Origin of the sequence: Corynebacterium humireducens NBRC 106098 = DSM 45392 (assembly GCF_000819445.1) — a bacterium.
GTDB lineage: Bacteria > Actinomycetota > Actinomycetes > Mycobacteriales > Mycobacteriaceae > Corynebacterium > Corynebacterium humireducens.
The window spans coordinates 1,675,779-1,700,888 of record NZ_CP005286.1 but is presented as its reverse complement, the minus strand read 5'-3'; the positions used below and the strand labels follow the sequence as shown (position 1 = coordinate 1,700,888).

At 70.1% G+C, this 25,110-nt stretch carries 28 protein-coding genes and 1 riboswitch; of the genes, 18 read left to right on the top strand and 10 right to left on the bottom strand.

Features of this window, described 5'->3' with window-relative positions; translation table 11 throughout:
- Positions 1-27: 27 nt before the first annotated feature.
- The 5 genes from rimM to B842_RS08450 are packed head-to-tail and all read left to right on the top strand — an operon-like array spanning position 28 to position 3,228.
- The gene (rimM, locus tag B842_RS08470) at positions 28-603 is read left to right on the top strand and encodes a ribosome maturation factor RimM (protein WP_040086125.1); all 576 of its coding nucleotides are present in this window, start codon (positions 28-30) and stop codon (positions 601-603) included.
- The gene (trmD, locus tag B842_RS08465; RefSeq protein ID WP_040086124.1) at positions 603-1,418 is read left to right on the top strand and encodes a tRNA (guanosine(37)-N1)-methyltransferase TrmD; all 816 of its coding nucleotides are present in this window, start codon (positions 603-605) and stop codon (positions 1,416-1,418) included. The genes rimM and trmD overlap by 1 nt, the downstream gene beginning before the upstream one ends.
- 9 nt (positions 1,419-1,427) lie before the next feature.
- Positions 1,428-1,808 carry a hypothetical protein gene (locus B842_RS08460; protein WP_040086123.1) on the top strand — a complete coding sequence of 127 codons (381 nt, stop codon included), beginning with the start codon at positions 1,428-1,430 and terminating at the stop codon, positions 1,806-1,808.
- A gap of 3 nt (positions 1,809-1,811) precedes the next feature.
- Positions 1,812-2,510 carry a class I SAM-dependent methyltransferase gene (locus B842_RS08455; protein ID WP_040086122.1) on the top strand — a complete coding sequence of 233 codons (699 nt, stop codon included), beginning with the start codon at positions 1,812-1,814 and terminating at the stop codon, positions 2,508-2,510.
- Positions 2,511-2,526: 16 nt separating this feature from the next.
- On the top strand, positions 2,527-3,228 hold the full coding sequence (locus B842_RS08450; RefSeq protein WP_040086121.1) for a DedA family protein: 702 nt from the start codon (positions 2,527-2,529) through the stop codon (positions 3,226-3,228).
- A 106-nt stretch (positions 3,229-3,334) separates the two neighbouring features.
- On the opposite strand, the gene B842_RS08445 is transcribed toward B842_RS08450, so the two are convergent.
- Positions 3,335-3,775 carry a hypothetical protein gene (locus B842_RS08445; RefSeq protein ID WP_052437830.1) on the bottom strand — a complete coding sequence of 147 codons (441 nt, stop codon included), beginning with the start codon at positions 3,773-3,775 and terminating at the stop codon, positions 3,335-3,337.
- Positions 3,776-4,022: 247 nt separating this feature from the next.
- Complete coding sequence (locus B842_RS08440; RefSeq protein WP_040086120.1) at positions 4,023-4,379, bottom strand: GntR family transcriptional regulator; 357 nt, start codon at positions 4,377-4,379, stop codon at positions 4,023-4,025.
- Between the two features lie 142 nt (positions 4,380-4,521).
- Here B842_RS08440 and B842_RS13205 point away from each other — a divergent pair, with 142 nt between their 5' ends.
- Both B842_RS13205 and B842_RS08430 read left to right on the top strand, forming a co-directional pair.
- Entirely contained in the window at positions 4,522-5,274 is a 753-nt protein-coding gene (locus B842_RS13205; RefSeq protein ID WP_052437829.1) for a sulfite exporter TauE/SafE family protein, read from the top strand.
- A gap of 20 nt (positions 5,275-5,294) precedes the next feature.
- Positions 5,295-7,556, top strand: a complete 2,262-nt coding sequence (locus B842_RS08430) for a Tex family protein (protein ID WP_040086119.1) — start codon at positions 5,295-5,297, stop codon at positions 7,554-7,556.
- A 13-nt stretch (positions 7,557-7,569) separates the two neighbouring features.
- Here B842_RS08430 and B842_RS13985 read toward each other — a convergent pair whose 3' ends face one another.
- The 6 genes from B842_RS13985 to thiC form a co-directional block, all read right to left on the bottom strand.
- Positions 7,570-8,646, bottom strand: coding sequence for a ThiF family adenylyltransferase (locus B842_RS13985; protein ID WP_245631325.1), 1,077 nt, complete (start codon positions 8,644-8,646; stop codon positions 7,570-7,572).
- Positions 8,646-9,428, bottom strand: coding sequence for a thiazole synthase (locus tag B842_RS13980; RefSeq protein ID WP_040086118.1), 783 nt, complete (start codon positions 9,426-9,428; stop codon positions 8,646-8,648). Before B842_RS13980 ends, B842_RS13985 begins: the two co-directional genes overlap by 1 nt.
- Positions 9,429-9,431: 3 nt before the next feature.
- A complete protein-coding gene (gene thiS, locus B842_RS08415; protein ID WP_040086116.1) occupies positions 9,432-9,632 on the bottom strand; it encodes a sulfur carrier protein ThiS in 201 nt (66 codons plus the stop codon).
- A gap of 2 nt (positions 9,633-9,634) precedes the next feature.
- Entirely contained in the window at positions 9,635-10,687 is a 1,053-nt protein-coding gene (thiO, locus tag B842_RS08410; protein WP_169744870.1) for a glycine oxidase ThiO, read from the bottom strand.
- A complete protein-coding gene (locus B842_RS08405) occupies positions 10,687-11,337 on the bottom strand; it encodes a thiamine phosphate synthase (RefSeq protein WP_040086114.1) in 651 nt (216 codons plus the stop codon). Before B842_RS08405 ends, thiO begins: the two co-directional genes overlap by 1 nt.
- Positions 11,321-13,087: a phosphomethylpyrimidine synthase ThiC gene (thiC, locus tag B842_RS08400; protein ID WP_040086112.1), complete on the bottom strand. Its 1,767-nt coding sequence runs from the start codon at positions 13,085-13,087 to the stop codon at positions 11,321-11,323. The genes B842_RS08405 and thiC overlap by 17 nt, the downstream gene beginning before the upstream one ends.
- Positions 13,083-13,198, bottom strand: a riboswitch (TPP riboswitch). Its footprint overlaps the gene before it by 5 nt.
- A 158-nt stretch (positions 13,199-13,356) precedes the next feature.
- On the opposite strand from thiC, the gene rplS reads away from it, so the two are divergent.
- The gene (gene rplS / locus B842_RS08395) at positions 13,357-13,698 is read left to right on the top strand and encodes a 50S ribosomal protein L19 (RefSeq protein ID WP_040086111.1); all 342 of its coding nucleotides are present in this window, start codon (positions 13,357-13,359) and stop codon (positions 13,696-13,698) included.
- Between the two features lie 206 nt (positions 13,699-13,904).
- Positions 13,905-14,918: a hypothetical protein gene (locus B842_RS08390; protein WP_052437828.1), complete on the top strand. Its 1,014-nt coding sequence runs from the start codon at positions 13,905-13,907 to the stop codon at positions 14,916-14,918.
- 127 nt (positions 14,919-15,045) lie between these two features.
- Here the strand turns inward: B842_RS08390 and B842_RS08385 are convergent, their stop codons facing one another.
- Positions 15,046-16,761 carry an ABC transporter ATP-binding protein gene (locus B842_RS08385; protein WP_052437827.1) on the bottom strand — a complete coding sequence of 572 codons (1,716 nt, stop codon included), beginning with the start codon at positions 16,759-16,761 and terminating at the stop codon, positions 15,046-15,048.
- 45 nt (positions 16,762-16,806) lie between these two features.
- Between B842_RS08385 and lepB the strand changes: the two genes are divergently transcribed.
- The 7 genes from lepB (at position 16,807) to B842_RS08350 (ending at position 22,480) form a co-directional block, all read left to right on the top strand.
- Positions 16,807-17,541: a signal peptidase I gene (gene lepB, locus B842_RS08380; protein ID WP_245631326.1), complete on the top strand. Its 735-nt coding sequence runs from the start codon at positions 16,807-16,809 to the stop codon at positions 17,539-17,541.
- Positions 17,541-18,176 carry a ribonuclease HII gene (locus B842_RS08375; RefSeq protein WP_040086108.1) on the top strand — a complete coding sequence of 212 codons (636 nt, stop codon included), beginning with the start codon at positions 17,541-17,543 and terminating at the stop codon, positions 18,174-18,176. The genes lepB and B842_RS08375 overlap by 1 nt, the downstream gene beginning before the upstream one ends.
- Positions 18,166-18,471 (top strand): DUF2469 domain-containing protein, encoded by a 306-nt coding sequence (locus B842_RS08370; RefSeq protein WP_040086107.1) that lies wholly within the window; start codon positions 18,166-18,168, stop codon positions 18,469-18,471. Before B842_RS08375 ends, B842_RS08370 begins: the two co-directional genes overlap by 11 nt.
- Before the next feature lie 138 nt (positions 18,472-18,609).
- On the top strand, positions 18,610-18,987 hold the full coding sequence (locus tag B842_RS08365) for a YraN family protein (protein ID WP_040086106.1): 378 nt from the start codon (positions 18,610-18,612) through the stop codon (positions 18,985-18,987).
- Positions 18,974-20,437 (top strand): YifB family Mg chelatase-like AAA ATPase, encoded by a 1,464-nt coding sequence (locus B842_RS08360; RefSeq protein ID WP_040086105.1) that lies wholly within the window; start codon positions 18,974-18,976, stop codon positions 20,435-20,437. Before B842_RS08365 ends, B842_RS08360 begins: the two co-directional genes overlap by 14 nt.
- On the top strand, positions 20,434-21,591 hold the full coding sequence (gene dprA / locus B842_RS08355) for a DNA-processing protein DprA (protein WP_040086104.1): 1,158 nt from the start codon (positions 20,434-20,436) through the stop codon (positions 21,589-21,591). Before B842_RS08360 ends, dprA begins: the two co-directional genes overlap by 4 nt.
- A gap of 4 nt (positions 21,592-21,595) precedes the next feature.
- Positions 21,596-22,480 (top strand): tyrosine recombinase XerC, encoded by an 885-nt coding sequence (locus B842_RS08350; RefSeq protein WP_040086103.1) that lies wholly within the window; start codon positions 21,596-21,598, stop codon positions 22,478-22,480.
- On the opposite strand, the gene B842_RS08345 is transcribed toward B842_RS08350, so the two are convergent.
- Positions 22,477-22,929, bottom strand: a complete 453-nt coding sequence (locus tag B842_RS08345) for a M23 family metallopeptidase (protein WP_040086102.1) — start codon at positions 22,927-22,929, stop codon at positions 22,477-22,479. The genes B842_RS08350 and B842_RS08345 overlap by 4 nt on opposite strands.
- Positions 22,930-23,236: 307 nt before the next feature.
- On the opposite strand from B842_RS08345, the gene rpsB reads away from it, so the two are divergent.
- On the top strand, positions 23,237-24,052 hold the full coding sequence (gene rpsB / locus B842_RS08340) for a 30S ribosomal protein S2 (protein ID WP_040086101.1): 816 nt from the start codon (positions 23,237-23,239) through the stop codon (positions 24,050-24,052).
- A 123-nt stretch (positions 24,053-24,175) separates the two neighbouring features.
- Positions 24,176-25,003 (top strand): translation elongation factor Ts, encoded by an 828-nt coding sequence (gene tsf, locus B842_RS08335; RefSeq protein WP_040086100.1) that lies wholly within the window; start codon positions 24,176-24,178, stop codon positions 25,001-25,003.
- The last annotated feature ends 107 nt before the right edge of the window (positions 25,004-25,110 follow it).

The window sequence follows — 25,110 nt, the reverse complement described above, 5'->3', positions numbered from 1 at the left end:
CCGAGCGTACCGACTAGCATGTAACCCGTGAGTGAAGATTCCCAGGTTGAGGTCCAGATCGGACGAGTGGTCAAGCCCCACGGTGTGCGCGGCGAGGTCGTCGTCGACGCCACGACGGATGACCCGGCGGGGCGTTTCGCCGTCGGCACCGTGCTCGAGGGGCGGCAGACCGGCAAGACCGTGACGCTGACCGTGCGGGGGATGCGCCCGCACCAGGGCCGCGTGCTGGTCACCTTCGAGGAGATCCCCTCCCGCACCGAGGCGGAGTCCCTGCGGGGCCTGCGTTTCTTCGCGGAACCGGTCGTCGACGAGGACGACGACGCCTACTACGACCACGAGCTCATCGGTCTGCGCGTGCTCAACGTCGGCGCTGTCTCCGAGGAGGAGGCCAACGCGCGCGCCTACGAGGGCGCGCAGCCCGAGCCGGAGGACATCGGCGAGGTCACCAGCGTCGTCCGGGGTGCCGCCCACCGCCTCCTCGAGATCGCCCTCGACGAGGGCGGCGAGGCGATGGTCCCGTTCGTCCACGCCCTCGTGCCCATCGTGGACCTCGACAACGAGGCCATCGTCATCACCCCGCCGGAAGGACTGCTGGACCTGTGATGCGCCTCGACGTCGTCACCATCTTCCCCGAGTACCTCGACCCGCTGCGCCACGCCCTGCTGGGCAAGGCCATCGAGCAGGGGATCCTCTCCGTCGGGGTCCATGACCTGCGTGACTGGGCCCACGACGTGCACAAGTCCGTCGACGACACCCCCTACGGCGGCGGGCCCGGCATGGTCATGAAGCCCGAGGTGTGGGGTCCGGCGCTCGATGACGTCGCCGCCGGCGTCGCCGGTGTCGAGCTGGAGAGCTCCCTGCCGCATCTGGAGAAGCCCGTCGACACGGTGGAGTCCTCCTACGAGGCGGGGGAGCGCGACGAGCGGCCCCTGCTCATCGTGCCCACCCCGGCCGGTAAGCCCTTCACCCAGGCGGACGCGCGGGAGTGGTCCCACGAGGAGCACATCGTCTTCGCCTGCGGCCGTTACGAGGGCATCGACCAGCGCGTCATCGTCGACGCCGAGCGGCGCTACCGCGTCCGCGAGGTGTCCATCGGCGACTACGTCCTCATCGGCGGGGAGGTGGCGGTGCTCGTCATCGCCGAGGCCGTCGTCCGCCTCATCCCCGGGGTGCTGGGCAACCGCCGCAGCCACGAGGAGGACAGCTTCTCCGACGGCCTGCTCGAGGGACCGTCGTACACCAAACCGCGCACCTGGCGGGGCCTCGACGTGCCGGAGGTGCTCTTCTCCGGCAACCACGCCCGCGTCGATCGGTGGCGTCGTGACCAGGCACTGCTGCGCACGCAGGCCGTCCGCCCGGAACTGCTTGCCGACGTCGACCTGTCGCCGGCCGACCGGAAGGTCCTCGGCCTCGAGTAGCGTGGGGACATGAACGCCACCCGCACCATCTCGACCGACCTCAACATCCTCGCCCGCCCCGCCGAGTGGGAGACGCTCTCCGGGGTGCTCCCGGCGGCGCTGGGTGAGGTCAGCTACGACGTCGACACCGTGCACGGGGAGATCGTCGATCTCACCTGCGAACCCGACAACATGCTCGTCACCCAGTTCGCCCAGGACAAGGGGCGGATGCCCACCACCGAGGTGCTCTACCGGGTGATCATCAACGGCCGCAGCGATCTGGATCTGCGCGACGCCACCGCCCGGGTCGTCGGTGCCCTCCCGGAGGGCACCTACTGGTACGGCACGAGCATGGAGGGTCCCACGGAACCCGGCATCGGGGCCTCCTGCGCCTGGCAGGACCGCTCCTGAGCGATGGCCATGTTCGACCGCGCAGCGGAGGCCTACGACCGCCACGCCGCGGACAGCCCCTACAACGCGCACTACGACCGCCCGGCCATGCTCGACCTGTTGGGTGACGTCTCCGGCCTGCACATTCTCGACGCCGGCTGCGGCTCCGGGCTCTACGCCGCCGAACTGCTCGCGCGGGGTGCCTCGGTGGTCGGCGTCGACGAGAGTGAGAGACTCATCCGGCTGGCGCGGAAACGCGCCCCGGGGGCGCAGTTCCATGTCGGGACCCTGGAGAAACCCCTCACCTGGGCGGAGGACGCCAGCGTCGACCGGGTGCTCATGGCGCTGGTGCTGCATCACCTGCACTACCCGGTGAACACCCTGCGGGAGTTCCACCGCGTCCTGCGTGACGACGGCCGTCTGCTCATCTCCACCGGCCACCCCACCGACGACTGGCGACGCCTCGGCGGCAGCTATTTCACCCGCGAACGCATCGAGGAGACCTGGTCGATGGGCGTCCAGACCTCCTACCGGCGTGCCCCGCTGGAGACCCTGGTGGCGGAGTTCGGGGAGGCGGGGTTCGTCGTCGAGAAGCTCGTGGAACCGAAACCCACCGAGACCCTGCGGGAGAAGTACCCCGCAGCCCACGAGAAACTGTCGCGGGTGCCCGCGTTCATCGCGTTCCGGCTGATGAAACACCCCGACACCTGGGTCACCCGGTAGGCTCAGCCCAATGAACATGAGCACTCAGGACACGAAGAAGAAGGAAGAACCGGAGCTGCCGGGTTTTCTGGCGCACCCCGACCGGTTGGACAAGATCCTCTTCGCGGCGCTGCTCATCATGGGACTCTGGTCCCTGGTGCTCATCCCGCTGCGCGCCTGGCTGCTGACGCACCCGCTGATCTACACGCTCATGGTCGGCGGCTACACCTCCGCCGTGGTCTCCGGGGCGAACGCCTCCGTGGGCAACGGCCACTGGCTGGTGTTCCTGCTGTGCTCGGTCATCGGCGCCGTGAAGTTCATGCCCGTCTACTGGGCCATGGGACGCAAGTGGGGCATGGAGTTCATCGACATGTCGCTGCAGTACATGCCGCGGGCGCACCGCTTCTTCCAGCGCGCCGTGAAGTCGGAGTCGACGAGGATGTACGCGGGCACGCTGGCCTTCATCCCGCTCGGCTACCTGCCGGGCCCGGTGCCCAACACCGTGGTCAACGCCGTCGCGGGACTGCTGAAGATCCGCTTCTGGATCATGCTCGTCGTCAACGTGCTCAGCATCCTGGCGGTCAACGGCCTGTTCATGTGGCTGGGATACACCTACGGTGACCGGGTCCTCGAGGTCGTCGAGGTGGTCAACCGCTACCTGCTGTGGATCACGCTGGGGCTGGTGGGCCTCATGGTGTTCCGCGCATGGCGGCAGAACCGGAGGAAGGCGAAGGCCTGAGGCGCGCCGCGTTGTGAAGTGCCCCGATGTTCTCGGGGTCCGTGCGTTTCCCCTGGTCATGGTGCGCGGAGGGCAGACAGAAGGGTACTTCCGCACATGCCACGCATCAGGCCCGGCGGTAGGCCTCGATGAGGGCGGCCCCACGAGCTGCATCGTCGACGGTGATGTAGAGGTTCCTGCTGCCGCGCTGGATGCGCAGCCCCTCGCCGCCGCGGATGAGCACCGCCTGCCCCTGCGTGCCGACGCGCCATCCCCAGCCGCCCCAGTCGCCGGGGCGGATGTCGACGGCTCCGACGCGGGTCACCTCGTCGTGGGGGATGCTGCCGCGCGGGAAGCCGGGGAGCAGCTGCCAGTGGGTGCCGCGGGCGTCGACACGCACCCGCACCTCAAGGAAGGCCAGCAGAGCCGGGGTACCCACGGCCAGCAGGAGCGCCGACACCCAGGCACCGTCGAGGAAGGCCATGACTGCGAGGAGGGCGACAGTGAACAGTGCGCCGAGCGTGAGCCAGTAGCCGACCCGGGAGAGGCGGGCGCGACCGAACCACACGGCGCGTGATCCCGGGCGCAGGGGGATCGGCGAGCACCCCCACGAGCAGTCCACCCGCGACACCGACTCCCAGGGCGAGGGGGATCGCCGGGCCGAGGGTCGCGTCGGCGGCGTCGGCAAGCCCGCCCGGAGAAGTCGAAGTGGCTGGCCACGGGGTCGGGCAGCTGGTGGCTGGCGGTGAGCGTCTATCTGGCCACGACGCACAGCGCGAGGGCGGGGATGCCGAGTGTGGCCAGTCGGTGGCGGTTCACAGGACTCCTCTGATGGTCAGGCCGGCGACGAGGTCGGCGAGGGGGACGTGGGCTTCCCTGGCGGCGGCGGCGAGGGCGTCAAGATGCTTCTCGACGCCCCCGTCCGGGGCCCGCGTCGGCCGCCGCGCGATGGTGCCCCGGCCGCGGTGGAGTTCGACGAGCCCCTCCTCGCGGAGGTCACGGTAGGCGCGCAGCACCGTGTTGCGGTTGAGGTCGAGGGCAGCGGCGAGGTCCTGCGCGGAGGGGAGGCGCTCGCCGTCGGCAATGTCCCCGGAGACGATCGCCCTGCGCAGCGCCGCGATGAGCTGCGCGTAGAGCGGGGTGGGGGAGGAGGCGTCGAGGTGGATGAGCATCAGATCTCCCGGTGACTGCAGGCGTCGTGGATCATGCCTGTCCCTTCCCTTTCTGCTGCTTGTGCTATCCATGCTAGCACAAGTGCGCAGCTGCGCACTCCGGTGGTTGAGATGACCGGCTCCGACGAGCATGCTCGACTGTATGGACACCGACCTCTGGGTGCTCCTCCTGGTCGGACTGGCCGCGGGCATCGCCGACGCGACCACCGGTGGGGGAGGCATGCTGCAGATCCCGGCGCTGTTCGCCCTCGCCGGCCCAGGGGCGGTCGCGCCGGTGATGGCGGTGAACAAGGCATCGGCGGCCGTGGGCAACGTGGTGTCGTACGTACGCTTCGCCCGGCTGCCCGACGTCGCCCGCCCCGACCGTCGCACCGTGGCGGTCTCCCTGGTCACTGCCGTCCCGATGGTCTGTCTGGGTGCCTGGCTGGCGGGGCAGATGGACACCTCCCAGTTCCGTCCCTACCTCGTGGGGGCCCTGCTGGTCGTGCTCGTCTACGTCGTCGCCGTGCAGCCGCGGCTCACCCCGACCCGCTCCCGTGCGGCCACCCCACTGGCCCTGGCGGCCCTCACCGCCGCCCTGGGTTTCTACGACGGCTTCCTGGGCCCGGCCACCGGCAGCGTGCTCATCCTGGTCATGCAGTGGTACCTCGGTGCGCAGCTGCGCACCGGTCTGGCCTCGGCGAAGCTGGTCCAGCTCATCCTCAACGGCACCGGTGCGCTGGTCTTCGGACTGCTCGCCCCGCCCCCGCTGCTGCCGGTGCTGGCGTTGGCCGTCGGCAACGCGTTCGGCGGGTGGCTGGGGTCGGGGGTGGTCTCGCGCGTCGATGACCGGCTGCTGCGCCTGTTCCTCGTCGTCGGTGTCCTCGGTTCGGTGGCGTGGACGCTGGTGCGCTGAGCCCGCGTAGACTGACGCGAATGATCGTCTCCACCATCGCCCGTGAACTGCAGGTCCGCGAGGACCAGATCCGTGCCGTCCTCGACCTGCTCGCCGCAGGCAACACCGTCCCGTTCATCGCCCGCTACCGCAAGGAGGCCACCGGCGGACTCGACGACACCCAGCTGCGCACCATCGAGGAACGCGCCACCTACCTGCGTGAACTCGAGGAGCGTAAGCAGACCGTCCTCGAGGCCATTGAGGAGCAGGGCAAGCTCACCGGGGACCTCCGCGCCCTCATCCTCGCCTGCGAGACGAAGGCCCGCCTCGAGGACCTCTACCTGCCGTTCAGGAAGCGCCGTCGCACGAAGGCGGACATCGCCCGCGAGGCCGGGCTCGAGGCCCTCACCGATACGCTTGTCGACACCCCCACCGCCACCCCGGAGACCCTGGCCGCGGACTACCTCACCGAGGGCTTCGAGGACGAGAGGACGGCGCTGGAGGGCGCCCGCGCGATCCTCATCGACCGCTTCGCCCTCGACGCCGACCTCGTCGGCGAGGTCCGCGAGCAGATGTTCCGCACCGGTCAGATGGTCTCCTCCGTGGTCGTCGGCAAGGAGACCGAGGGGGCGAAGTTCAAGGACTACTTCGAGTTCTCGGAGACCTTCACCACGCTGCCCTCCCACCGCATCCTGGCCCTGCTGCGCGGCGAGTCCGAGGGTGTCCTGCAGCTCACCCTCGACCCCGGCGACGATACCCTCTACGAGGGCCTGATCGCCTCCCGTTTCGACCTGCCCGTCGCGGAGTCCCGCTGGCTGGCCGACGCCGTCCGCTTCGGCTGGCGCACGAAGCTCGCCGTCTCCTCCGGCCTCGACGTGCGCATGCGGCTGAAGGAGCGGGCCGAGGAGGGGGCGCTCGACGTCTTCGCCCGCAACCTCCGCGACGTCCTCCTCGCCGCCCCGGCCGGGCAGCGTGCCACCCTGGGCCTGGACCCGGGCTTCCGCAACGGCGTGAAGTGCGCCGTGGTGGACCCCACCGGCAAGGTGCTCGCCACGACCATCGTCCACCCGCACCAGCCGCAGAACCGCTGGGACGCCGCCCGCCAGGAACTCGCCGGCCTGTGCGCCACGCACGGGGTGGACCTCGTGGCCGTCGGCAACGGCACCGCCTCCCGGGAGACGGAGAAGCTGGCCGGGGAGATCGCCGACCTCCTCGCCGCCGCCGGCGGGAAGCGCCCCACTCCCGTGGTGGTCTCCGAGTCGGGTGCGTCCGTGTACTCGGCCTCCGCGATCGCCGCCGCCGAGTTCCCCGACATGGACGTCTCCCTCCGGGGTGCCGTCTCCATCGCCCGCCGCCTGCAGGACCCGCTGGCGGAGCTGGTGAAGATCGACCCCAAGGCGATCGGCGTCGGCCAGTACCAGCACGACGTCAACCAGCACGCCCTGGCCCGCACGCTCGACGGCGTCGTCGAGAGTGCGGTGAACGCCGTCGGCGTGGACCTCAACACCGCCTCGGTCCCGCTGCTCGAGCGCGTCGCCGGCGTCACGGCCACCCTGGCCAAGAACATCGTGGCGCACCGCGACGACCACGGGGCCTTCCCGAACCGCAGGGCCCTGCTCAAGGTTCCGCGTCTGGGCCCCAAGGCGTACGAGCAGTGCGCGGGCTTCCTCCGCATCACCGGCGGCAGCGACCCGCTCGACGCCTCCGCCGTCCACCCGGAGGCCTACCCGGTCGTCGCCCGCATCGCGGAAGCCACCGGGCTGGGCGTCTCCGAGCTCATCGGCAACACCCGGGTGCTCTCCTCCCTGCGGCCCGCCGACTTCGCCGACGACACCTTCGGCATCCCGACGGTCACGGACATCATCGCCGAACTGGACAAGCCCGGCCGGGACCCGCGCCCGGAGTTCCGGACGGCGACGTTCCGGGAGGGCGTCGAGAAGCTCTCCGACCTGCGGCCCGGCATGATCCTCGAGGGCACCGTCACCAATGTCGCGGCCTTCGGCGCCTTTGTCGACGTCGGTGTCCACCAGGACGGCCTCGTCCACGTCTCCGCGATGTCGGACCGCTTCGTCTCGGACCCGCACGAGGTGGTGCGTTCGGGTGAGGTCGTGAAGGTGAAGGTGATGGAGGTGGACGTCGACCGCCAGCGCATCGGCCTCAGTCTCCGCCTCGACGACGAGCCCGGGAAGTCCGGGAAGTCCGGGAAGCCTGCGAAACCCGCGAAGAGCCGGCAGAAGCCGCGCCGGGAGCAGGCGGCCGGGGGATCGATGGCCGAGGCCCTCAGGCGGGCCGGGCTGAAGTAGGCTCCCGCGGCGTTCAGCGCAGGCCGTTGATCCCGCCGGGCAGGTCGATGAACTCGTAGCCGAGGTCCGCGTACCTCGCGCAGAACTCGGCCGAGCGCATCCCCGAGGCGCAGTGCACGACCACCCGCTCCGCATCGCCCAGGCGGCGGCGGATCGTGTCGGGGGAGAAGATGTCCGAGAGCGGCAGACGCACCGGGTTCAGCTCCGCGAGGGAGTCGTTGAGCATCTTCTCGTGGGGCTCACGGATGTCGAGGAGGACGGCCTTGCCGGCGCGGACGTCGTCGAGAAGCGCCTCAGCGGGATTGAATGCACACATGTCCCCACCATACGACGGTTCCAGCGAGGTCACGGGCGTGCGCGCCGGGTCCGCCAGGATCTGGAACGTGCGGGTAGAGCCGGGGAAGGCGTCGTAGCTGAACATGCGGCCCGGCACCACGTCGAGGCCGGCGAGCCAGCCGATGGCGGTGGTGGCCAGCAGGCCGCCGACCACCGCGGTGGTGGCGCCGAGGACGCCGGCGGTGGCGCAGTCGGGGATGGAGTCGCCGCGCGGCTGCTCGGGGAACAGGTCACGCAGACCGACGCCGCGCTGCGCGGGGCCGGAGTTGAACAGGCACACGTCGCCGTGGAAACGCAGCACCGTACCCCACACCAGGGGGGTGCCGGTGATCTCGGCGGCGTCGGCGACGAGGTACTTCGTCTCGAAGGAGTCGGAGCCGTCGAGGACCAGGTCCACGGACCCCACCAGTTCCACCGCATTGTCGACGGTCAGCCGCTCGTTCAGCGCCGTCACCGTGATCCCCGGCTGCAGCTCCCGGAGACGTTCGGCGGCGACGTCCACCTTCACGCGCCCCACGTCGGAGGCCCCGAAGAGGATCTGACGGTGGATGTTGGTGATGTCGACGGTGTCGTCGTCGATGACCGTGATGTGGCCGACACCGGCGGAGGCCAGCGACTGCATCGCCGGGCAGCCGAGGCCGCCGGCGCCGATGACGAGGACGTGGGCGCGGTGCAGCCGCTCCTGCTGCTCGAGGCCGTAGCCGGGCAGGGCGAGCTGGCGGGCGGTGCGGCGCAGTTCAGGCTCGGGGAGCACTACAGCACCTGGTCCGACCAGGAGACCAGCCCGTCGAAGCTGGAGGAGGCGACGGCGTGCTCGCGACGTGGGATGCGTCCGGCGCCGGCGGCCAGGCGGCCCGCCTCGACCGCGTGGCGCATGGCCTGCGCCATCGCCACCGGGTCCTGCGAACGGTTGACCGCGGAGGCCAGCAGCACGCCGGAGCAGCCCAGCTCCATGGCGAGCGCGGCGTCGGAGGCGGTGCCGACGCCGGCGTCGAGAAGCACGGGCACCGTGGCGCGCGAGCAGATGAGCTCGATGTTGTGCGGGTTGAGGATGCCCAGGCCCGTGCCGATCGGCGAGCCCAGCGGCATGACCGCCGCGCAGCCGACGTCCTCGAGACGCTTGGCCACGACCGGGTCGTCGGAGGTGTAGGCCAGGACGACGAAACCCTCGGCGACGAGGAGCTCGCAGGCGTCGATGAGCTCGACGACGTCGGGAAGCAGGGTGTGCTCGTCGGCGATGACCTCGACCTTCACCCAGTTCGTGCCCAGTGCCTCCCGGGCGAGCTTCGCGGTGATGACGGCGTCGCGGGCGGTGCGGCAGCCCGCGGTGTTCGGCAGCGGGGCGATGTCGAGGCGCTGCAGCATGTCGAACACGGACTCGCCCTGGTCGGCCTTCGCCGCGTGACGACGCATCGCCACGGTGGTCAGCTCCGTGCCGGAGGCCACGAGCGAGTCCTCGAGCATGGACATGGACGTCGCGCCGCCGGTGCCCATGATGAGGTGGGACTCGAAGGTGCGGTCGGCGATGGTGAGCATGGGTCAGCCTCCCTGGACTGCGGTGAGAATGTCGATGGTCTGGCCCTCCTCGAGGGCGCGGTCCCATTCGGAACGCGGCACGACGTCACCGTCGACGGCGACGGCGACACCGGCGCCCGGCAGCTGACCGAGGGTCTCCTCGAGCAGCCCGAGCAGGGTGGTGGCGGTGGTGGACACGGACTCGTTGTTGACGGTGAGGTTCATGATCACTCCTGGTGGGCGGTGTGACGGTGCGGGTCGCAGGCCGCCAGATCGATGCCCGGGTCGGTGCCCTCCACGAGGTGGACCGCCACGTCGGCGGCCAGCGCGGTGAGCAGGATCCCGTGGCGGAAATAGCCGGTCGAGACGATGAGGTGCTCGTTCACCCTCCCAAGGTACGGAAGATCATCCGGCGTGCCCGGACGTGCCCCCGTGGTGGCCTCGAGGAAGTCGCACTCCTCGATGCCCGGCACCAGGCGGGTGGCGTCGCGCAGCAGGTCGTGCACGGCACCGGTGCGGGGGATGGGGCGGTCATCTTCACGGCTCGTCGCGCCGATGGCCAGCGTGCCGTCCGTGCGGGGGATCAGGTAGACGGGACGGTCCTCGACGAAGCCCCGCACCACCCGCGTGAGCAGCGGCTGCAGATGCTCCGGCACCCCCAGGCGCAGGATGTCACCGTACACGGGCCGCAGCTGCAGACCCGGGTGCAGGGCGGCGGCACCGAGCCCGTTGGCCAGGATGACCTGGCCGGCGGGCAGTTCCTCCGCCCGCTCACGGACGACACGCACGCCGAGGTTCCCCAGTGCGTCGAGCAGCGCCACCGCGAACATCCGCGGGTTGACCTGGTGGTCGCCCGGGATGTGCACCGCGCCCGCCAGCTGCGGCGACAGCGCCGGCTCCAGCGAGCGGGCCTGCCGCAGCGGCAGCCGCTCCGCGGTCATCGAGTGCTGCGCCTGGTAGTCGGTCAGCTCGGCCAGGTGCGTGGCGTCCGCCCGGTCCGCCGCCACGACGAGGGTGCCCTCGGTGCGGTGCCCCGTGGGCAGGTCCGTGTGCCTGCCGACGACCTCCAGCAGCCCCGGATACAGCTCCGCCGAACGCAGCATGAGCGGGAAGAGCGCCTCCTGCCGGTACACCACCTCGGCGACCGGGGCGAGCATGCCGCCCGCGTGGTGGGTGGCACCCGACGCCGGGGCCGGGTCCTGCAGGGTGACCCCGTGGCCGCGGTCGGCCAGCCGCAGGGCGGTGGCCAGGCCGACGAGCCCGCCACCGACGACCGTGATCACTTCCGCCCCTCCTCGAAACCGGCGATGAGCCGCGCCGCGTACTCCTGCGGGTCCGGCGCCTCCATGAGGCCACGGACCACGGCCAGGCCGGCCACACCGGTGGCCCCCAGGTCGGCGGCGTCCTCGGCGCGCACGTCACCGATGGCGACGACCGGGACCTGCGACACCGCCACGATGTCGTGGTAGCCTTCCACGCCCAGCGGGGTCCGGCCGGACTCCTTCGTCGGGGTCGGCCGGTAGGGGCCGGCACCGACGTAGTCGATGAGGTCGCCGTAGCGGTTCGCCGCCTCCACCAGCTCCCGCGTGCCGGTGGTCAGACCGACGATGGCGTCGGGGCCGAGCAGCTCACGGACCGCCGGGACCGGCAGGTCGGTCTGCCCGACGTGCACGCCGTGGACGGGCAGCCCCTGCCGCCGGAGGGCGAGGGCGACGTCGACGCGGTCGTCGACAAGCACCGTGGCACGGTCGCCGACCTCGCGGGCGACGGTCGCCGTGAGTTCGTACAGGTCCAGCGCGTCGATCGGCTTGCTGCGCACCTGGACGATGCCGCAGCCGCCGTCGACGGCCCTACGGGCCACCCCGATGATGTGCTCCGGCGTACCGGAGCCCGTCACGAGGTAGCAGCGCAGGTCAAGGGTGGGTCGCATTGTTCACCGATTCGAGATAGACGTTGGAACCGCGCTTGCGGAACTCCTCTGACATGGTACGCATCCCCTCGACCGCCTCCGGCTCGCCGACCTGCGGGATGCCCAGCTTCGCGCCGAACGTGTCGCGGATGTCCTGGCTGATGCGCATGGAGCAGAACTTCGGGCCGCACATCGAGCAGAAGTGCGCCGTCTTCGCCGGCTCCGCGGGCAGGGTCTCGTCATGGTAGGCCTGCGCGGTCTCCGGGTCGAGGGAGAGGGCGAACTGGTCGTGCCAGCGGAACTCGAAACGCGCCTTGCTCATCGCGTCGTCCCAGTCCCGCGCACCGGGGTGCCCCTTCGCGACGTCCGCGGCGTGGGCCGCCAGCTTGTAGGTGATCACGCCGGTCTTGACGTCGTCGCGGTTCGGTAGACCGAGGTGCTCCTTCGGGGTGACGTAGCAGAGCATCGCGGTGCCGCCCATGGCGATGTGTGCCGCGCCGATGGCGGAGGTGATGTGGTCGTAGCCCGGCGCGATGTCCGTGACCAGGGGGCCGAGGGTGTAGAAGGGGGCATCGGAGGCCCACTCCTGCTCCAGCTCGTTGTTCACCTGGATCATGTTGAGCGGCACGTGGCCCGGGCCCTCGACCATGACCTGGACGTCGTACTCCCACGCCCGGCGGGTGAGCTCGCCGATGGTCTTCAGCTCGGCGAACTGGGCGTCGTCGTTGGCGTCGGCGAGGCTGCCCGGACGCAGGCCGTCGCCGAGGGAGAAGGCGACGTCGTACTGCGCGAAGATCTCGCAGAGCTCGTCGAAGTTCTCGTACAGGAAGGACTCCCTGTGGTGCGCCAGGCACCAGCCCGCCATGATCGAGCCGCCGCGGGACACGATGCCCGTCACCCGCTCCGTGGTCAGCGGGATGAAGGGCAGGCGGACACCGGCGTGGACGGTCATGTAGTCGACGCCCTGCTCGCACTGCTCGATGACGGTGTCGCGGAAGATCTCCCAGGTCAGGTCCTCGGCGACGCCGTCCACCTTCTCCAGCGCCTGGTAGATCGGGACGGTGCCGATCGGGACGGGGGAGTTGCGCATGATCCACTCGCGGGTGGTGTGGATGTCGTTGCCGGTGGACAGGTCCATGACCGTGTCCGCACCCCAACGGGTCGCCCAGCGCAGCTTCTCCACCTCCTCCTGGATCGACGAGGTGACGGCCGAGTTGCCGATGTTCGCGTTGATCTTCGTCAGGAACTTCCGCCCGATGATCATCGGCTCGGACTCCGGGTGGTTGATGTTGTTCGGCAGGATCGCGCGGCCGCGGGCGATCTCCGAGCGCACGAACTCGGGGTCGCAGTGCTCACGCAGCGCGACGAACTCCATCTCCTTCGTGATGATGCCCTGCCGCGCGTAGTGCATCTGCGTCACCCTCTTCCCCTTCTGCGCGCGCAGGGTCGGGCGCTTCTCGCCCTTCCACTCCGCCGACGCCGCGCCGCGCCGGGTCGCCGTCCGGCCGTCATCGGCCAGGTTGCGGGGACGTCCCTCATACTTCTCGACGTCGCCCCGCTCCTCGATCCACCCCGCCCGCAACGCCGGCAGGCCGACGGTGACGTCGCACTCCGGGCCGCGCGTGCGGTAGATGCGGAACGGCTCGTTCGGGCCGTCGGGGGAGTCGTCCAGGAGGATCTCCGTCTCAGGGACACTCAGACCGTTCTTCTCGATCGGGGAGAATCGGTGCTTGGGGTGGATTTCCGTTCCGGAGTCATGGGTCGGCTGCATGCCATCGCCTCTCTTCCTACGCTGGTGCTAACCAGACAGGTTCATACGGTGCTCGCGCGGCGTCACTAGCGCGATCTCAGCCCGATGCCTCGGGCGCCCGTGGGGTCGGGAGGAAGCCTACCACCTCCCGGGCCCGGAGATTTTGCGGGGGAGGGGCGGGTATGGGAGACTGTGCGGGTTGTATGTAACGGGCACGAACCGGTCGAGCATCCCGACACAGGGAAGAGCCGCCAGGGTCCTCTGTCCAGAACTGAAAAGGAACATGTCGCATGAACATTCTCGACAAGGTTGATTCCGCGCAGCTGCGCGAGGACATCCCGGCCTTCCGCCCGGGTGACACCCTCGACGTCCACGTCAAGGTCATTGAGGGCTCCACCGAGCGTACCCAGCTGTTCAAGGGTGTCGTCATCCGCCGCCAGGGCTCCGGCATCCGCGAGACCTTCACCATCCGCAAGGTCTCCTTCGGTATCGGCGTGGAGCGTACCTTCCCGGTCCACTCCCCGAACATCGCCTCCATCGAGGTCGTCCGCCGCGGTGACGTCCGTCGTGCGAAGCTGTACTACCTGCGCGAGCTGCGCGGCAAGGCAGCCCGCATCAAGGAGAAGCGCTAAGCTCCACCGGAATCGCCCCACACCTGCACGGTGTGGGGCTTTTCTTTTTGGCGCCTATTGACACTTTAATGTGTCCTGGGTTACATTGATCGGACAAGCTTCACCGGGCAGTTAGAGATAAAGGTCAGGGTGAAGAAGTGAATCCCGGTAGTCCCGTCGCAAGACGGGGCCCGGGATTTGCGCCGTTCAGGGGGTACGGTGGGCTCATGAAGCTGGTTGACGCGCCCCGTGGCCGCGACGTCCTCATGGAGCTCGCCCTGGCGGCAACCGACACAGTCGACCACCCCCTGCACTCGGCGCTCTTCCACGCCACACGCCCCTTCGAGACGTCGAACGTCTCCTACTACACCATCGACGGAGGCTCCTCGACGCCGTCGCCTGACTGGCCGGACGTGACGCCGGGGGAGGTGGCGGCACTCCTGGATGGCACACCCCTGGTGGAGCCGACCGTCGACATGCTCCGGAACTGTGTGGCCGACGCCGTGGACAACGCCGCCTACTGGCAGCCGCCCTCCGGGTGGGACCATCTGCTGGCGACCCCGGAGATCCGCGCGGCGCTGACCCGCGTGGAGGAGCACCTGGTGGCCCCCTGGTTCGACGCCCCCTTCGACGGGGACGACCAGTGGGAGCTGTGGTGGCGCGATGGACACCGTGACGAGGCGCCTGCCCCGCCCTCCTCCCGCGTCCTGCGGCGCTGGGCAGAGCAGACACGGCGGGAGGAGGCGAGGAGGAACCTTGGCGGCGGCGAATGGTGGTCGACCCCGCCCTTCGGGCTGCCGGTGACGACCACGCTGCTTCCCGACGCCACCCCGGCCGGCCTGCACTTCATGGAGGATTCCTTCGGCTGGAGACAGGTCCGGTGCCGACGGGTGGAGGTACCTGATTCTCCCCGCGTCCTCGAGATCACGGGCCCGCAGGACTGGGCCGGGCTGTGCCGTCGTTTCCCGCTGGAGGTGACGAACCAGAAGCGCTACAACTGGGCGCAGTGTACGGGCCGGGAGGGCCGGTGGGTGATGCCTGACTACGAGGGCGTCGCGGAGCACTATGACGCCGTGCACCTCACGGTCCGCGGATACCTCACCACCGCCGGTCTGGCGGTGCCCGTCGATGAGGGCCGGGCCAGTGTGCTGGCCGGCTGGGCACCGGAGGAGACCTACTGGTTCCGGGACATCGCCGCAGGGGAGGAGGTCCGGGACTGGGACGGGACTATTGACACATGAGTGTGGCCTGGGTTACATTGATCGGACAAGCTTCACCGGACAGTTAGAGATAAAGGTCAGGGTGAAGAAGTGAATCCCGGTAGTCCCGTCGCAAGACGGGGCCCGGGATTTGCGCCGTTCAGGGGGCTTAAGCCAGCAGCTGGCGGGAGGCCAGGTCGCGGTAGAGCGGACTCGACTGCATCAGTTCCTCATGGGTGCCCACCCCGGCGACGCGCCCGTCGTCGAGCACGATGATCTGGTCGGCGTCGGTGACCGTGGACAGTCGGTGGGCGACGACCACGAGGGTGCGGTCCGTGGCGGAGGCGTCGATGGCGTCGAGGATGAGCTGCTCATTCTGGGAGTCGACGGCGGAGGTGGGTTCGTCGAGAAGCAGGATCGGGCTGTCCATGAGGAGCATGCGGGCCAGCGCCAGCCGCTGGCGCTGACCGCCGGAGAGGGTGAGGCCACGGTCGCCGAGCTCGGTGTCGAGGCCGTCGGCCTCCTCCATACGTTCGCGCAGGTTGACCTGGTCGAGGGCCCACCAGCACTGCTCGTCGGTGGCGTTCGGGGTGGCGAGCAGCAGGTTGTCGCGGACGGTGCCGGCCAGCACGGCGGCCTCCTGTTCGACGTAGCCGACGATCTCCCGGACCGACGCCCGCGTGAGGTCGGCCATGTCCTGGTCCCCGAGGAACAGCCGCCCAGAGGTGGGGTCGTAGAAGCGTTCGATGAGCGCGAGCATGGTGGACTTGCCGGAGCCGGAGGGGCCGACGATGGCGGTCTTGCGGCTGGCGGGGATGTCGACGGTGACGTTCTCCAGGACGGGCACCGGCTCCTCGTCCTCGGCGGTCTCGTAGGCGAAGGAGACGTCGTCGAAACGCACGGAGTGGGCCGGGCGGGCGGCGACGCCGTCGGTCGACTCGGGGGCCTCGTCCATGACCTGCTGGATGCGTTCGATCGCACCCATGGCCTGGCGGATCGTGGTGATCGCCCCGAAGATCGAGCCGAGCGGCATGGACACCATGAACAGGTAGAGCACGAAGGTGACCAGGTCGGCGACGGTGATGGTGCCGGCGGCGACGCGGGCGCCGCCGATGCCGAGGACGAGCAGGAAGGAGCCCTGCATCGCCAGTCCGGCGGCGGGGAAGATCAGCGCCGCGACCCGCGCGATGCGGACACCCTGGAGCCAGGCGTTGTCGGCGTCGGCACGCAGGTCGGCCTCCACCTTGTCCTGGGCGCCGGACGCGCGGATGGTGCGCACGGCGACGAGGGCGCGGTCCATGCCGGCGCCGAGGTCACCGACCGCCTTCTGGGCGCGTTTGGTGTAGCGCTGGATGAGGGTAGAGGAGCCGATGACCGCCAGCAGCGTCACGGCGACGACGGCGAGGACGAGGACGAGCATGAAGACGTCGACAAGCGCCATGAGGACGATCGCACCGATCATCGTGGCCAGTCCGCCGATGGCGCTGACCAGGCCGCCGGTGAATGCGGCGCGGATGATGGTGGTGTCCGAACCCAGGCGGGTGACCAGGTCGCCGGTGCGGTGCCTGTCGTACACGGGGATCGGCAGGCGCAGCAGACGGCCGATGAGGTCGTGGCGGGTGGCCTTGACCGCGGTCTCCGCGGTGACGGTGAGCAGGTAGGACTGCAGCGCGCCGAGCACCGAGGACACCACCAGCAGCACCACCAGGATCCACGCGAGGTGGGCGATCGGACCCTCACCCACGGTGGAGATGAGGCGGTTGATCACCATGGGTTGCGCCAGCCCGAGGGCCGATCCGATCAGGGAGAGCACCACCGCGGCGGTGAGGGCTCCCTTGTGGTGGCCGAGCATGCTGAGAAGCGCACGGAACGCGGAGGACTTCATGTCGTACCAGTGTAGGCCCGTCACCTGCTGCTAAGCTCGGTCCCCGTGATTGATTCGGAGAAGGAAACCGGGGAGTCTGAGAAGAAGCCCGCACCGTGGTACATCGAGATTCCGGTGGTCATCGCCCTGACGCTGCTCGCGATCTTCCTGCTCCAGACCTTCGTCGGTCGGGTGTACATGATCCCCTCGCAGTCGATGGAGCCGACCCTGCATGGCTGTGCCGGCTGCACGGGTGACCGCATCTTCGTGGACAAGGTGTCGTACCGCTTCGGTGACCCGGAGCCGGGTGACGTCGTCGTGTTCAAGGGCACCGACTCGTGGAACCAGGGCTTCGTGTCCCAGCGTTCCCAGAACGACGTCGTCCGTGCGCTGCAGAACTTCGGCTCCTACGTGGGCCTGGTCGCCCCTGACGAGAATGACCTGGTCAAGCGCATCATCGCCACCGGCGGGCAGACCGTGTCCTGCCAGGAGGGCGACCCGGCGGTGATGGTCGACGGCCAGCCGATCGACCAGTCCTACACCCTGCAGCCCCTGGCCTACCCGGTGGACCCGGCGACGGGTTCCGAGGCCTGCGGCGGCTCCTACTTCGGTCCGCTGACGGTGCCGGAGGACAACTACTTCATGATGGGCGACAACCGCACCAACTCCGCCGACTCCCGCGCGCACATCGGCGACGAGTTCCAGGGCACGATCCCGGAGGACCACATCCGCGGCAAGGTGCAGTTCATCATCTTCCCGTTCAACCGCATCGGCGGTGTCGCCGACCCGGCGATCCAGTAGTGGAGGAACTTCTCGACGCCCGCGGCCTCGGCCCCGTCGCCGGCGTCGACGAGGCGGGACGCGGCGCCTGCTGCGGGCCGCTGACGGTGGCCGCGTGCATCCTCCCGCCGGGGGAGATCCCCGGCCTGGAGCGGCTCACCGACTCCAAGAAACTGACGCCCGCCTGGCGGGAGAAGCTCTACCCGCTCATCATCGAGGCCGCCGTGGCGTGGTCGGTGGTCACCATCTCCGCGACGGCCATCGACGCCCGCGGCATCCAGCACGCCAACATCTCCGGCATGCGGCGCGCGGTCGCGGCCCTCGACGTGCGCCCCGGCTACGTGCTCACCGACGCCTGGCACATCCCCGGCCTCGATGTCCCGCACCTGCCCGTCGTCGGCGGGGACGCGGTGGTGCGGTCGATCTCCGCGGCCAGCGTCCTGGCGAAGGTGACCCGTGACCGCCTCATGGTGGACCTCGACGAGACCTACCCGGGCTACGGTTTCGCGTCGCACAAGGGCTACTCCACGAAGGTGCACATGGCTGCGGTGCGCCAGCACGGCGCGACGCCGGAGCACCGATACACTTACGCCAACGTCGTCAAGGCCCACGACGAGTGGCTGAACATGCAGGAGGCAGAAGACAGTGAGCGCTGAGGAACTCGACAACTACGAGGCAGAGGTTGAGCTCTCCCTGTACCGCGAGTACCGGGACGTGGTCAGCCAGTTCTCCTACGTCGTGGAGACGGAGCGGCGCTTCTACCTGGCCAACGCCGTGGAGCTCATCCCGCACACCGACGGCCGCGACGTCTACTACGAGGTCCGCATGTCGGATGCGTGGGTGTGGGACATGTACCGTTCCGCCCGTTTCGTGCGGTACGTCCGCGTCATCACGTACAAGGACGTCAACATCGAGGAGCTGGACAAGCCGGACCTCATTCTCCCCGAATAGTCAAGTGCACCCCGGCCCCGGCTGTGGATAACCCCCTGTTATCCACAGATCCGGGGCCTTCCGCTTTCCGACGCTCGCCTTTTCCCCTCATCCGCGTCACCCTGAGGACGACCACACCGTCACATCAGGGGGAAACACATGAGCACCATGCAGAGAAGACGCACGCGGCTGGGTCGGCTGGGCGAGTCCGAGGCCGCCCACCTCTACCGGCGCCGGGGCGCGGAGGTCCTGGCACGCAACGTCGCCTACCCGGTCGGGGAACTGGACCTCATCTGCCGTGAACCGGACGGCACGATCGTGTTCGTCGAGGTGAAGACCCGCTCCGGGCGGGGTTTCGGGGGCGCAGAGGCGGTGACGGGCCGCAAGCTGGCCCGCCTCCGGCGCGCGGCCGCCCGCTGGTTGGAGGGGCACAGCCAGAGCCATGTCCCGGTGCGTTTCGACGTCCTCGTCCTCACCTCCACCCGGCACGGCTTCGACGTGGAGCTCCACGAGGGGGTCGAACATGGCGCTCGGTAGGTCACTGACCATCGCCCTGGAGGGCGTGACCGCCCGGCTCGTCACCGTGGAGGCCAACGTCGGCCCCGGACTGCCGGGCATCCACCTCGTCGGGCTCGGGGACACCGCGGTGAGCGAGTCCCGCGACCGCATCCGCACCGCCGTGGCCAACTCCGGGCTGCCGTGGCCGCGGACGAAGATCGTCGTCTCCATGTCACCGGCCGCGCTGCGCAAGTCGGGCTCGCACTTCGACCTGCCGACCGCCCTGGCGGTGCTGGCGGCCGGCACCCCGGCGCCCCGGCTACGGGACGCGGTGGTCGTCGGCGAGCTGGGTCTCGACGGCACCGTCCGTCCCGTTCCCGGCGTCCTGCCGGCCCTGCTGGCCGCCCGCGCCCACGGCTGCACCCACGCCCTCATCCCGCCGGGCAACGCCGCCGAGGCCACCCTCGTGGAGGGCCTGACCGTGCTCACCGCCGACTCCCTCACCGACGCCTGGGCGTGGGCCACCGGGCACGGGGACCTGCCGGTGGCGCGGGGCGGGGTGGGCGTCGGGAAGCAGCACGTGCCGGACTTCGCCGACCTCGCAGGGCAGCCGGAGGCCCGCCGGGCGGCGGAGATCGCCGCGGCGGGCGGGCACCACATGCTGCTCATCGGGCCACCCGGATCGGGGAAGTCGATGATCGCGGCCCGCCTGCCGGGGATCCTCCCGCCGCTCACACCCACGCAGTCGCTAGAGGCGACGGCGGTGCACTCGGTGGCGGGGCGCGGGGGAGCGGTCCTGCGTGCGCCGTTCATCGACCCGCACCACTCCGTCACCCGCGCGGCGCTGCTCGGGGGCGGTTCCGGCAACGCCCGCCCCGGGGCGGTGAGCCTCGCCCATCACGGGGTGCTCTTCCTCGACGAGGTCTCCGAGGTGCCCGCCGCCATCCTCGACGGCCTGCGGACCCCGCTCGAGGACGGTCGCGTCCGGCTGCTGCGGGCGCGCCGGGAGGTCGTGTTCCCGGCGCGTTTCCAGCTCATCCTCGCGGCCAACCCGTGCCGGTGTGCGGCGGAGGACCCGGCCCGCTGCCGCTGCCGCTCCCACGAGCGGGCGGGTTACCTGCGCAACCTCTCCGGACCCCTGCGGGACCGGCTCGACATCACCGCCCGCACCTCCGCCGCCGGGCTGCTGGCGGGGGAGGAGGAGACCTCCGCGGTGATCGCCGGACGGGTCGCGACGGCCCGGGAGCGGGCGCAGCGGCGTTTCGGCACGGTCAACGCCGCGATGGACCCGCACCGTCTGCGGCGGGAGCACCCGGCGGACGACGCCGGCATGGCGCTGCTCGGGAACTCCCTGGCCCACGGGGAGATCACCCAACGGGGAGTCGACCGTTCCCTCAAGGTGGCGTGGACCCTGGCGGACCTGGAGGGTGCGGCGCAGCCCGACATCGACCACGTGGCCCGCGCGATGGAACTGCGGGAGGACGCATGAGCCAGCGTGACTGGGCGTACCTCAACCGCGTCGTCGAGGGACCGTCCCGCCCGCTCCGGCAGCTTCTCGACGCCGGCCGCGACCCCTCCGAGATCGCCCGCGGCATCCGTACCCGCGCCTCCTGGCTCGGCGAACTCGCCGGACAGACCGAGGCCCGCCATGCCCTCGACCGGGCCGAGCAGGACCTCGCCGACGCCGCCGCGGTGGGGGCGCGCCTGATCACCCCGGAGTCCCCGGAGTGGCCGCACACAGAGTTCGACCTCGCCTTCGGCTTCGCCGCCACCGGACGCAGCGACCATCTCCGCAGTTACCAGGCGGACGCCGTCCCGCCCCATGCACTCTGGGTGAGGGGGCGGCCGCTGGGGGAGACGGTGGCGCAGTCGGTCGGGGTGGTGGGCACCCGCGCCGCGACCCGCTACGGCATCGAGGCCACCCGCCAGATCGCCACCGGACTGGCCACCCACCAGTGGACGGTCGTCTCCGGTGGGGCCCTGGGAATCGACACCGCCGCCCACGAGTCGGCCCTCGCCGCCGGGGGACTCACCGTGGTGGTCGCCGCGTGCGGCATCGACCGCACCTACCCGGCCCGCAACGCGACCCTGCTGGAAAGGATCGCCGGGCAGGGCTCCTGGATCAGTGAGTACCCGCCGGGCACCCCGCCGCAGCGGCACCGCTTCCTCACCCGTAACCGGCTGGTCGCGGCACTGACCGCCGGGACCGTCATCGTCGAGGCGGCCTGGCGTTCCGGCGCGCTCAACACCCTGTCCTGGGCGGAGGGCCTCGGCCGGGTGACGATGGCGGTGCCAGGACCGGTCACGGGTTCCGGGTCGCTCGGCTGCCACGAGCGCATCAAGGAGGGACGCGCGCAGCTGGTCACGGGTGCCGACGACATCCGCGCCCTCCTGGGCGCCGCCGGGGCCCTCGACGTCGCCGAGCAGTACGAGCTCGCCTTCGCCGCCACCCCGGTCCAGGCGCTGTCCCGCAACGAACTGCGGGTCTTCGACGCCGTCGACCCCGCCGGCAGCGAGGCGCAGACCGTCGCGGAGGCCGCCGGACTGCCCCTGCCCCTCACGGTCCACCTGCTCCTGGACCTGGTGCGCCGGGGTCTGCTCACGCGCGACGGCACGGTGTGGCGGAGGGACGATACACTCTGAACACATGAGGCAACACCCGTCACAGCTGGCCGAGGCCGTCGAGGACTTCGCCGAGCACGCCCGGCTGGTGCGCGGGCGTTCCGAGGCCACCGTCCGCGGCTACCGCTCGGACCTGCTGGGCCTGGCGGCGCAGGTGCCCACCTTCGCCGACTTCACCCTCCCGGCCCTGCGTGCCTGGCTGGGTGCGGCCGTGTCGGAGGGTCGGTCGCGGGCGACGCTCGCCCGGCGCACGGCCGCCGTCAAGAGCTTCTCGACGTGGGCCCTCCAGCAGGGCCACCTCTCCTCCGATGTCGCCGCCCGACTGGTGAGCCCGAAGGTCACCCGGCCGCTGCCGGAGGTGCTGGGGGTGCGGACGGCGGGAGAGTTCGTCGGCAACGCGGTCTCCGCCGACGAGGTTGAGTTCCTCCGCGACTCCGCCGTGCTGGAGCTCCTCTACGCCACGGGGGTGCGCGTTTCGGAGCTCACGGGCATGAATGTCAAGGATCTGGACCTGACCCGGCGTACCGTCCGGGTCCGGGGCAAGGGGGACAAGGAGCGCGTCGTCCCCTTCGGGGAGGCCGCCGCCGACGCGGTCCGCCAGTGGCTCGAGCAGGGACGTGCGGAGCTCGCCGGCGACACCCCGGCCCTGTTCGTCGGCGTCCGGGGCGGGCGGATCGACCCGCGGCAGGTGCGGCGCATCGTCGACAGGGCGGGGCAGGTCACCGGTCAGCGCATCACCCCGCACGGCCTGCGCCACACTGCGGCGACCCACCTGCTGGAGGGCGGGGCGGACCTGCGCGTGGTGCAGGAGATGCTCGGGCACTCCTCCCTGCAGACCACGCAGATCTACACGCACGTCTCCGCGGAGCGGCTCAAGGACGTGTTCAAACGGGCCCACCCGCGGGCCTAGGGATTCGGTTTGAGGCGGATCACGGGGGCGTCGAGAAGCGAGAGCGGGTTGAGGTAGTCCGCCTGTCCGCGGCGTGCTCCCCAGTGAAGTCCCGGGTACCCGTCCACCGGATGTCCCAGCACGCCCAGCATCTGGCCCTCCCGGACCTCGTCGCCGCGCGAGACCCGGGCGTGCACCGGCTGGTAGGTGGTGCGCACCCCGTCGGCGTGGTCGACGGACACCGTCGGCGTGCCCGCCACCACGCCGGCGAAGGCCACCACCCCGGGACCGGCCGCCACCACCTGGCCACCCACGGGCAGGGAGAGGTCCACGCCGCGGTGCCCGGGCAGCCAGTCGTGCTCGGGCCGGTCGAAGGCGCGCAGGACGTGGACGGTGCCGGTGGGGGAGACGTAGGCGTGGGCCGGGGTCACGCACAGCAGGAACACGGTCAGGGGGATGAGCCACCGCATGCCCCGGACGGTAGCGGGAACGGGGGCGGAGGGGCGTCGGAAAGCACGGGACCTGTGGATGGTGGGACGGGTGTGACGGGCCTGTGGACAACTCCCGCGTCCGGTTTGGAGATCGCAGGCCAGGGGGCTAAAGTAGGCGCCAGCAGTGTGCCCGAAAAGGTCACGCTGACTACGCGCGGCGGGGAACACCGACGTCGACCTGGTCCCGGAGATCCGGGTGTCGGCACGCGGTCCGTCGCTAGGGTGCAGGAACAAACCTGCACGTCACCAGACAGAAAACCGAAAACTACCAGAAAGTGAGCGTGACATGGCTGTCGTTACCATGCGCGAGCTTCTCGATGCCGGTGTCCACTTCGGTCACCAGACCCGTCGTTGGAACCCGAAGATGCGTCGCTTCATCTTCACCGACCGCAACGGCATCTACATCATCGACCTGCAGCAGACCCTGACCTACATCGACGCAGCGTTCGAGTTCGTCAAGGAGACCGTCGCCCACGGCGGCACCATCCTGTTCGTCGGCACCAAGAAGCAGGCCCAGGAGGCCGTTCAGGTCGAGGCCGACCGTGTCGGCATGCCCTACGTCAACCACCGTTGGCTCGGCGGCATGCTCACCAACTTCCAGACCGTCTCCAAGCGTCTGCACCGCCTCAAGGAGCTGCAGGCCATGGACGCTGCCGAGGACGGCTACGAGGGTCGCACCAAGAAGGAGATCCTCATGCTCACCCGTGAGCGCACCAAGCTGGAGCGCGTCCTGGGTGGCATCGCCGACATGACCCGCATCCCGTCCGCTCTCTGGGTGATCGACACCAACAAGGAGCACATCGCGGTCAACGAGGCCCAGAAGCTCAACATTCCGGTCGTCGCGATCCTGGACACCAACTGCGACCCGGACGTCGTCGACTGGCCGGTCCCGGGCAACGATGACGCCATCCGCTCCACCGCCCTGCTGTCCCGCGTGATCTCCACCGCCGTGGAGGAGGGCAAGAAGGCACGCGAGGAGCGCGCCCTGGCCGCTTCCCGCGAGGCCGCCGGTGACACCGAGGAGAAGGCCGCCGCTGACGCGCAGGCCGCCGCCGAGGCCACCGAGGCTCCGGCTGCCGAGGCCACCGAGGCAACCGAGTAACATCCGGGCACGCAAGGCCTGAATCTTTAGGCCCCCGTCGGTCGTGTACGCGGCGGGGGCCTTTCCCATCGACTACGCTCTGTGGTCGATAACCGTTCCGATACGAGGAGGATCGCCCCGACTATGGCGAACTACACTGCTGCAGACGTCAAGAAGCTCCGCGAGCTCACCGGCTCCGGCATGCTCGACTGCAAGAAGGCTCTGGAGGAGTCCAACGGCGACTTCGACAAGGCTGTTGAGATCCTGCGCATCAAGGGCGCCAAGGACGTCGGCAAGCGCGCTGAGCGCTCCGCTTCCGAGGGCCTCGTCGCCGTCTCCGGCAACACCATGGTGGAGATCAACTCCGAGACCGACTTCGTGGCCAAGAACGCCGAGTTCAAGGAGCTCGCCGCGAAGATCGCCGACGCAGCTGCCGCCGTCAAGGCCAACTCCCCGGAGGAGCTCGCAGCCGCCGACGTCGACGGCAAGCCCGCCGCCGACGTCCTGCAGGAGATGTCCGCCAAGATCGGCGAGAAGCTCGAGCTGCGTCGCGCCGCCACCCTCGAGGGTGACAACGTCGCCGTGTACCTGCACCAGCGTGCCTCCGACCTGCCGCCGGCAGTCGGTGTCCTGGTCTCCTACACCGGTGAGGGTGCCGAGGCCGAGGCTGCCGCCAAGGCCGCCGCCATGCAGGTTGCCGCCCTCAAGGCCGGCTACCTGACCCGCGAGGACGTTCCGGCTGAGGTCGTGGAGAAGGAGCGCTCCATCGCCGAGCAGATCACCCGCGAGGAGGGCAAGCCGGAGCAGGCCATCCCGAAGATCGTCGAGGGTCGTCTGCAGGGCTTCTACAAGGACGTCGTCCTCCTGGAGCAGGCCTCCGTCGCCGACTCCAAGAAGACCGTCAAGCAGCTCATGGATGACGCCGGCGTCACCCTGACCGGCTTCCAGCGTTTCGAGGTCGGCCAGGCTTAACCGCCGCCTCCCCGCTTTCCGACGACCGCCGTGCTCACCCTGAGCGCGGCGGTTTTCGCGTCTCACGGGCACGGGATAGGATGGGAGCCGATTCTACCGCCCCCTGT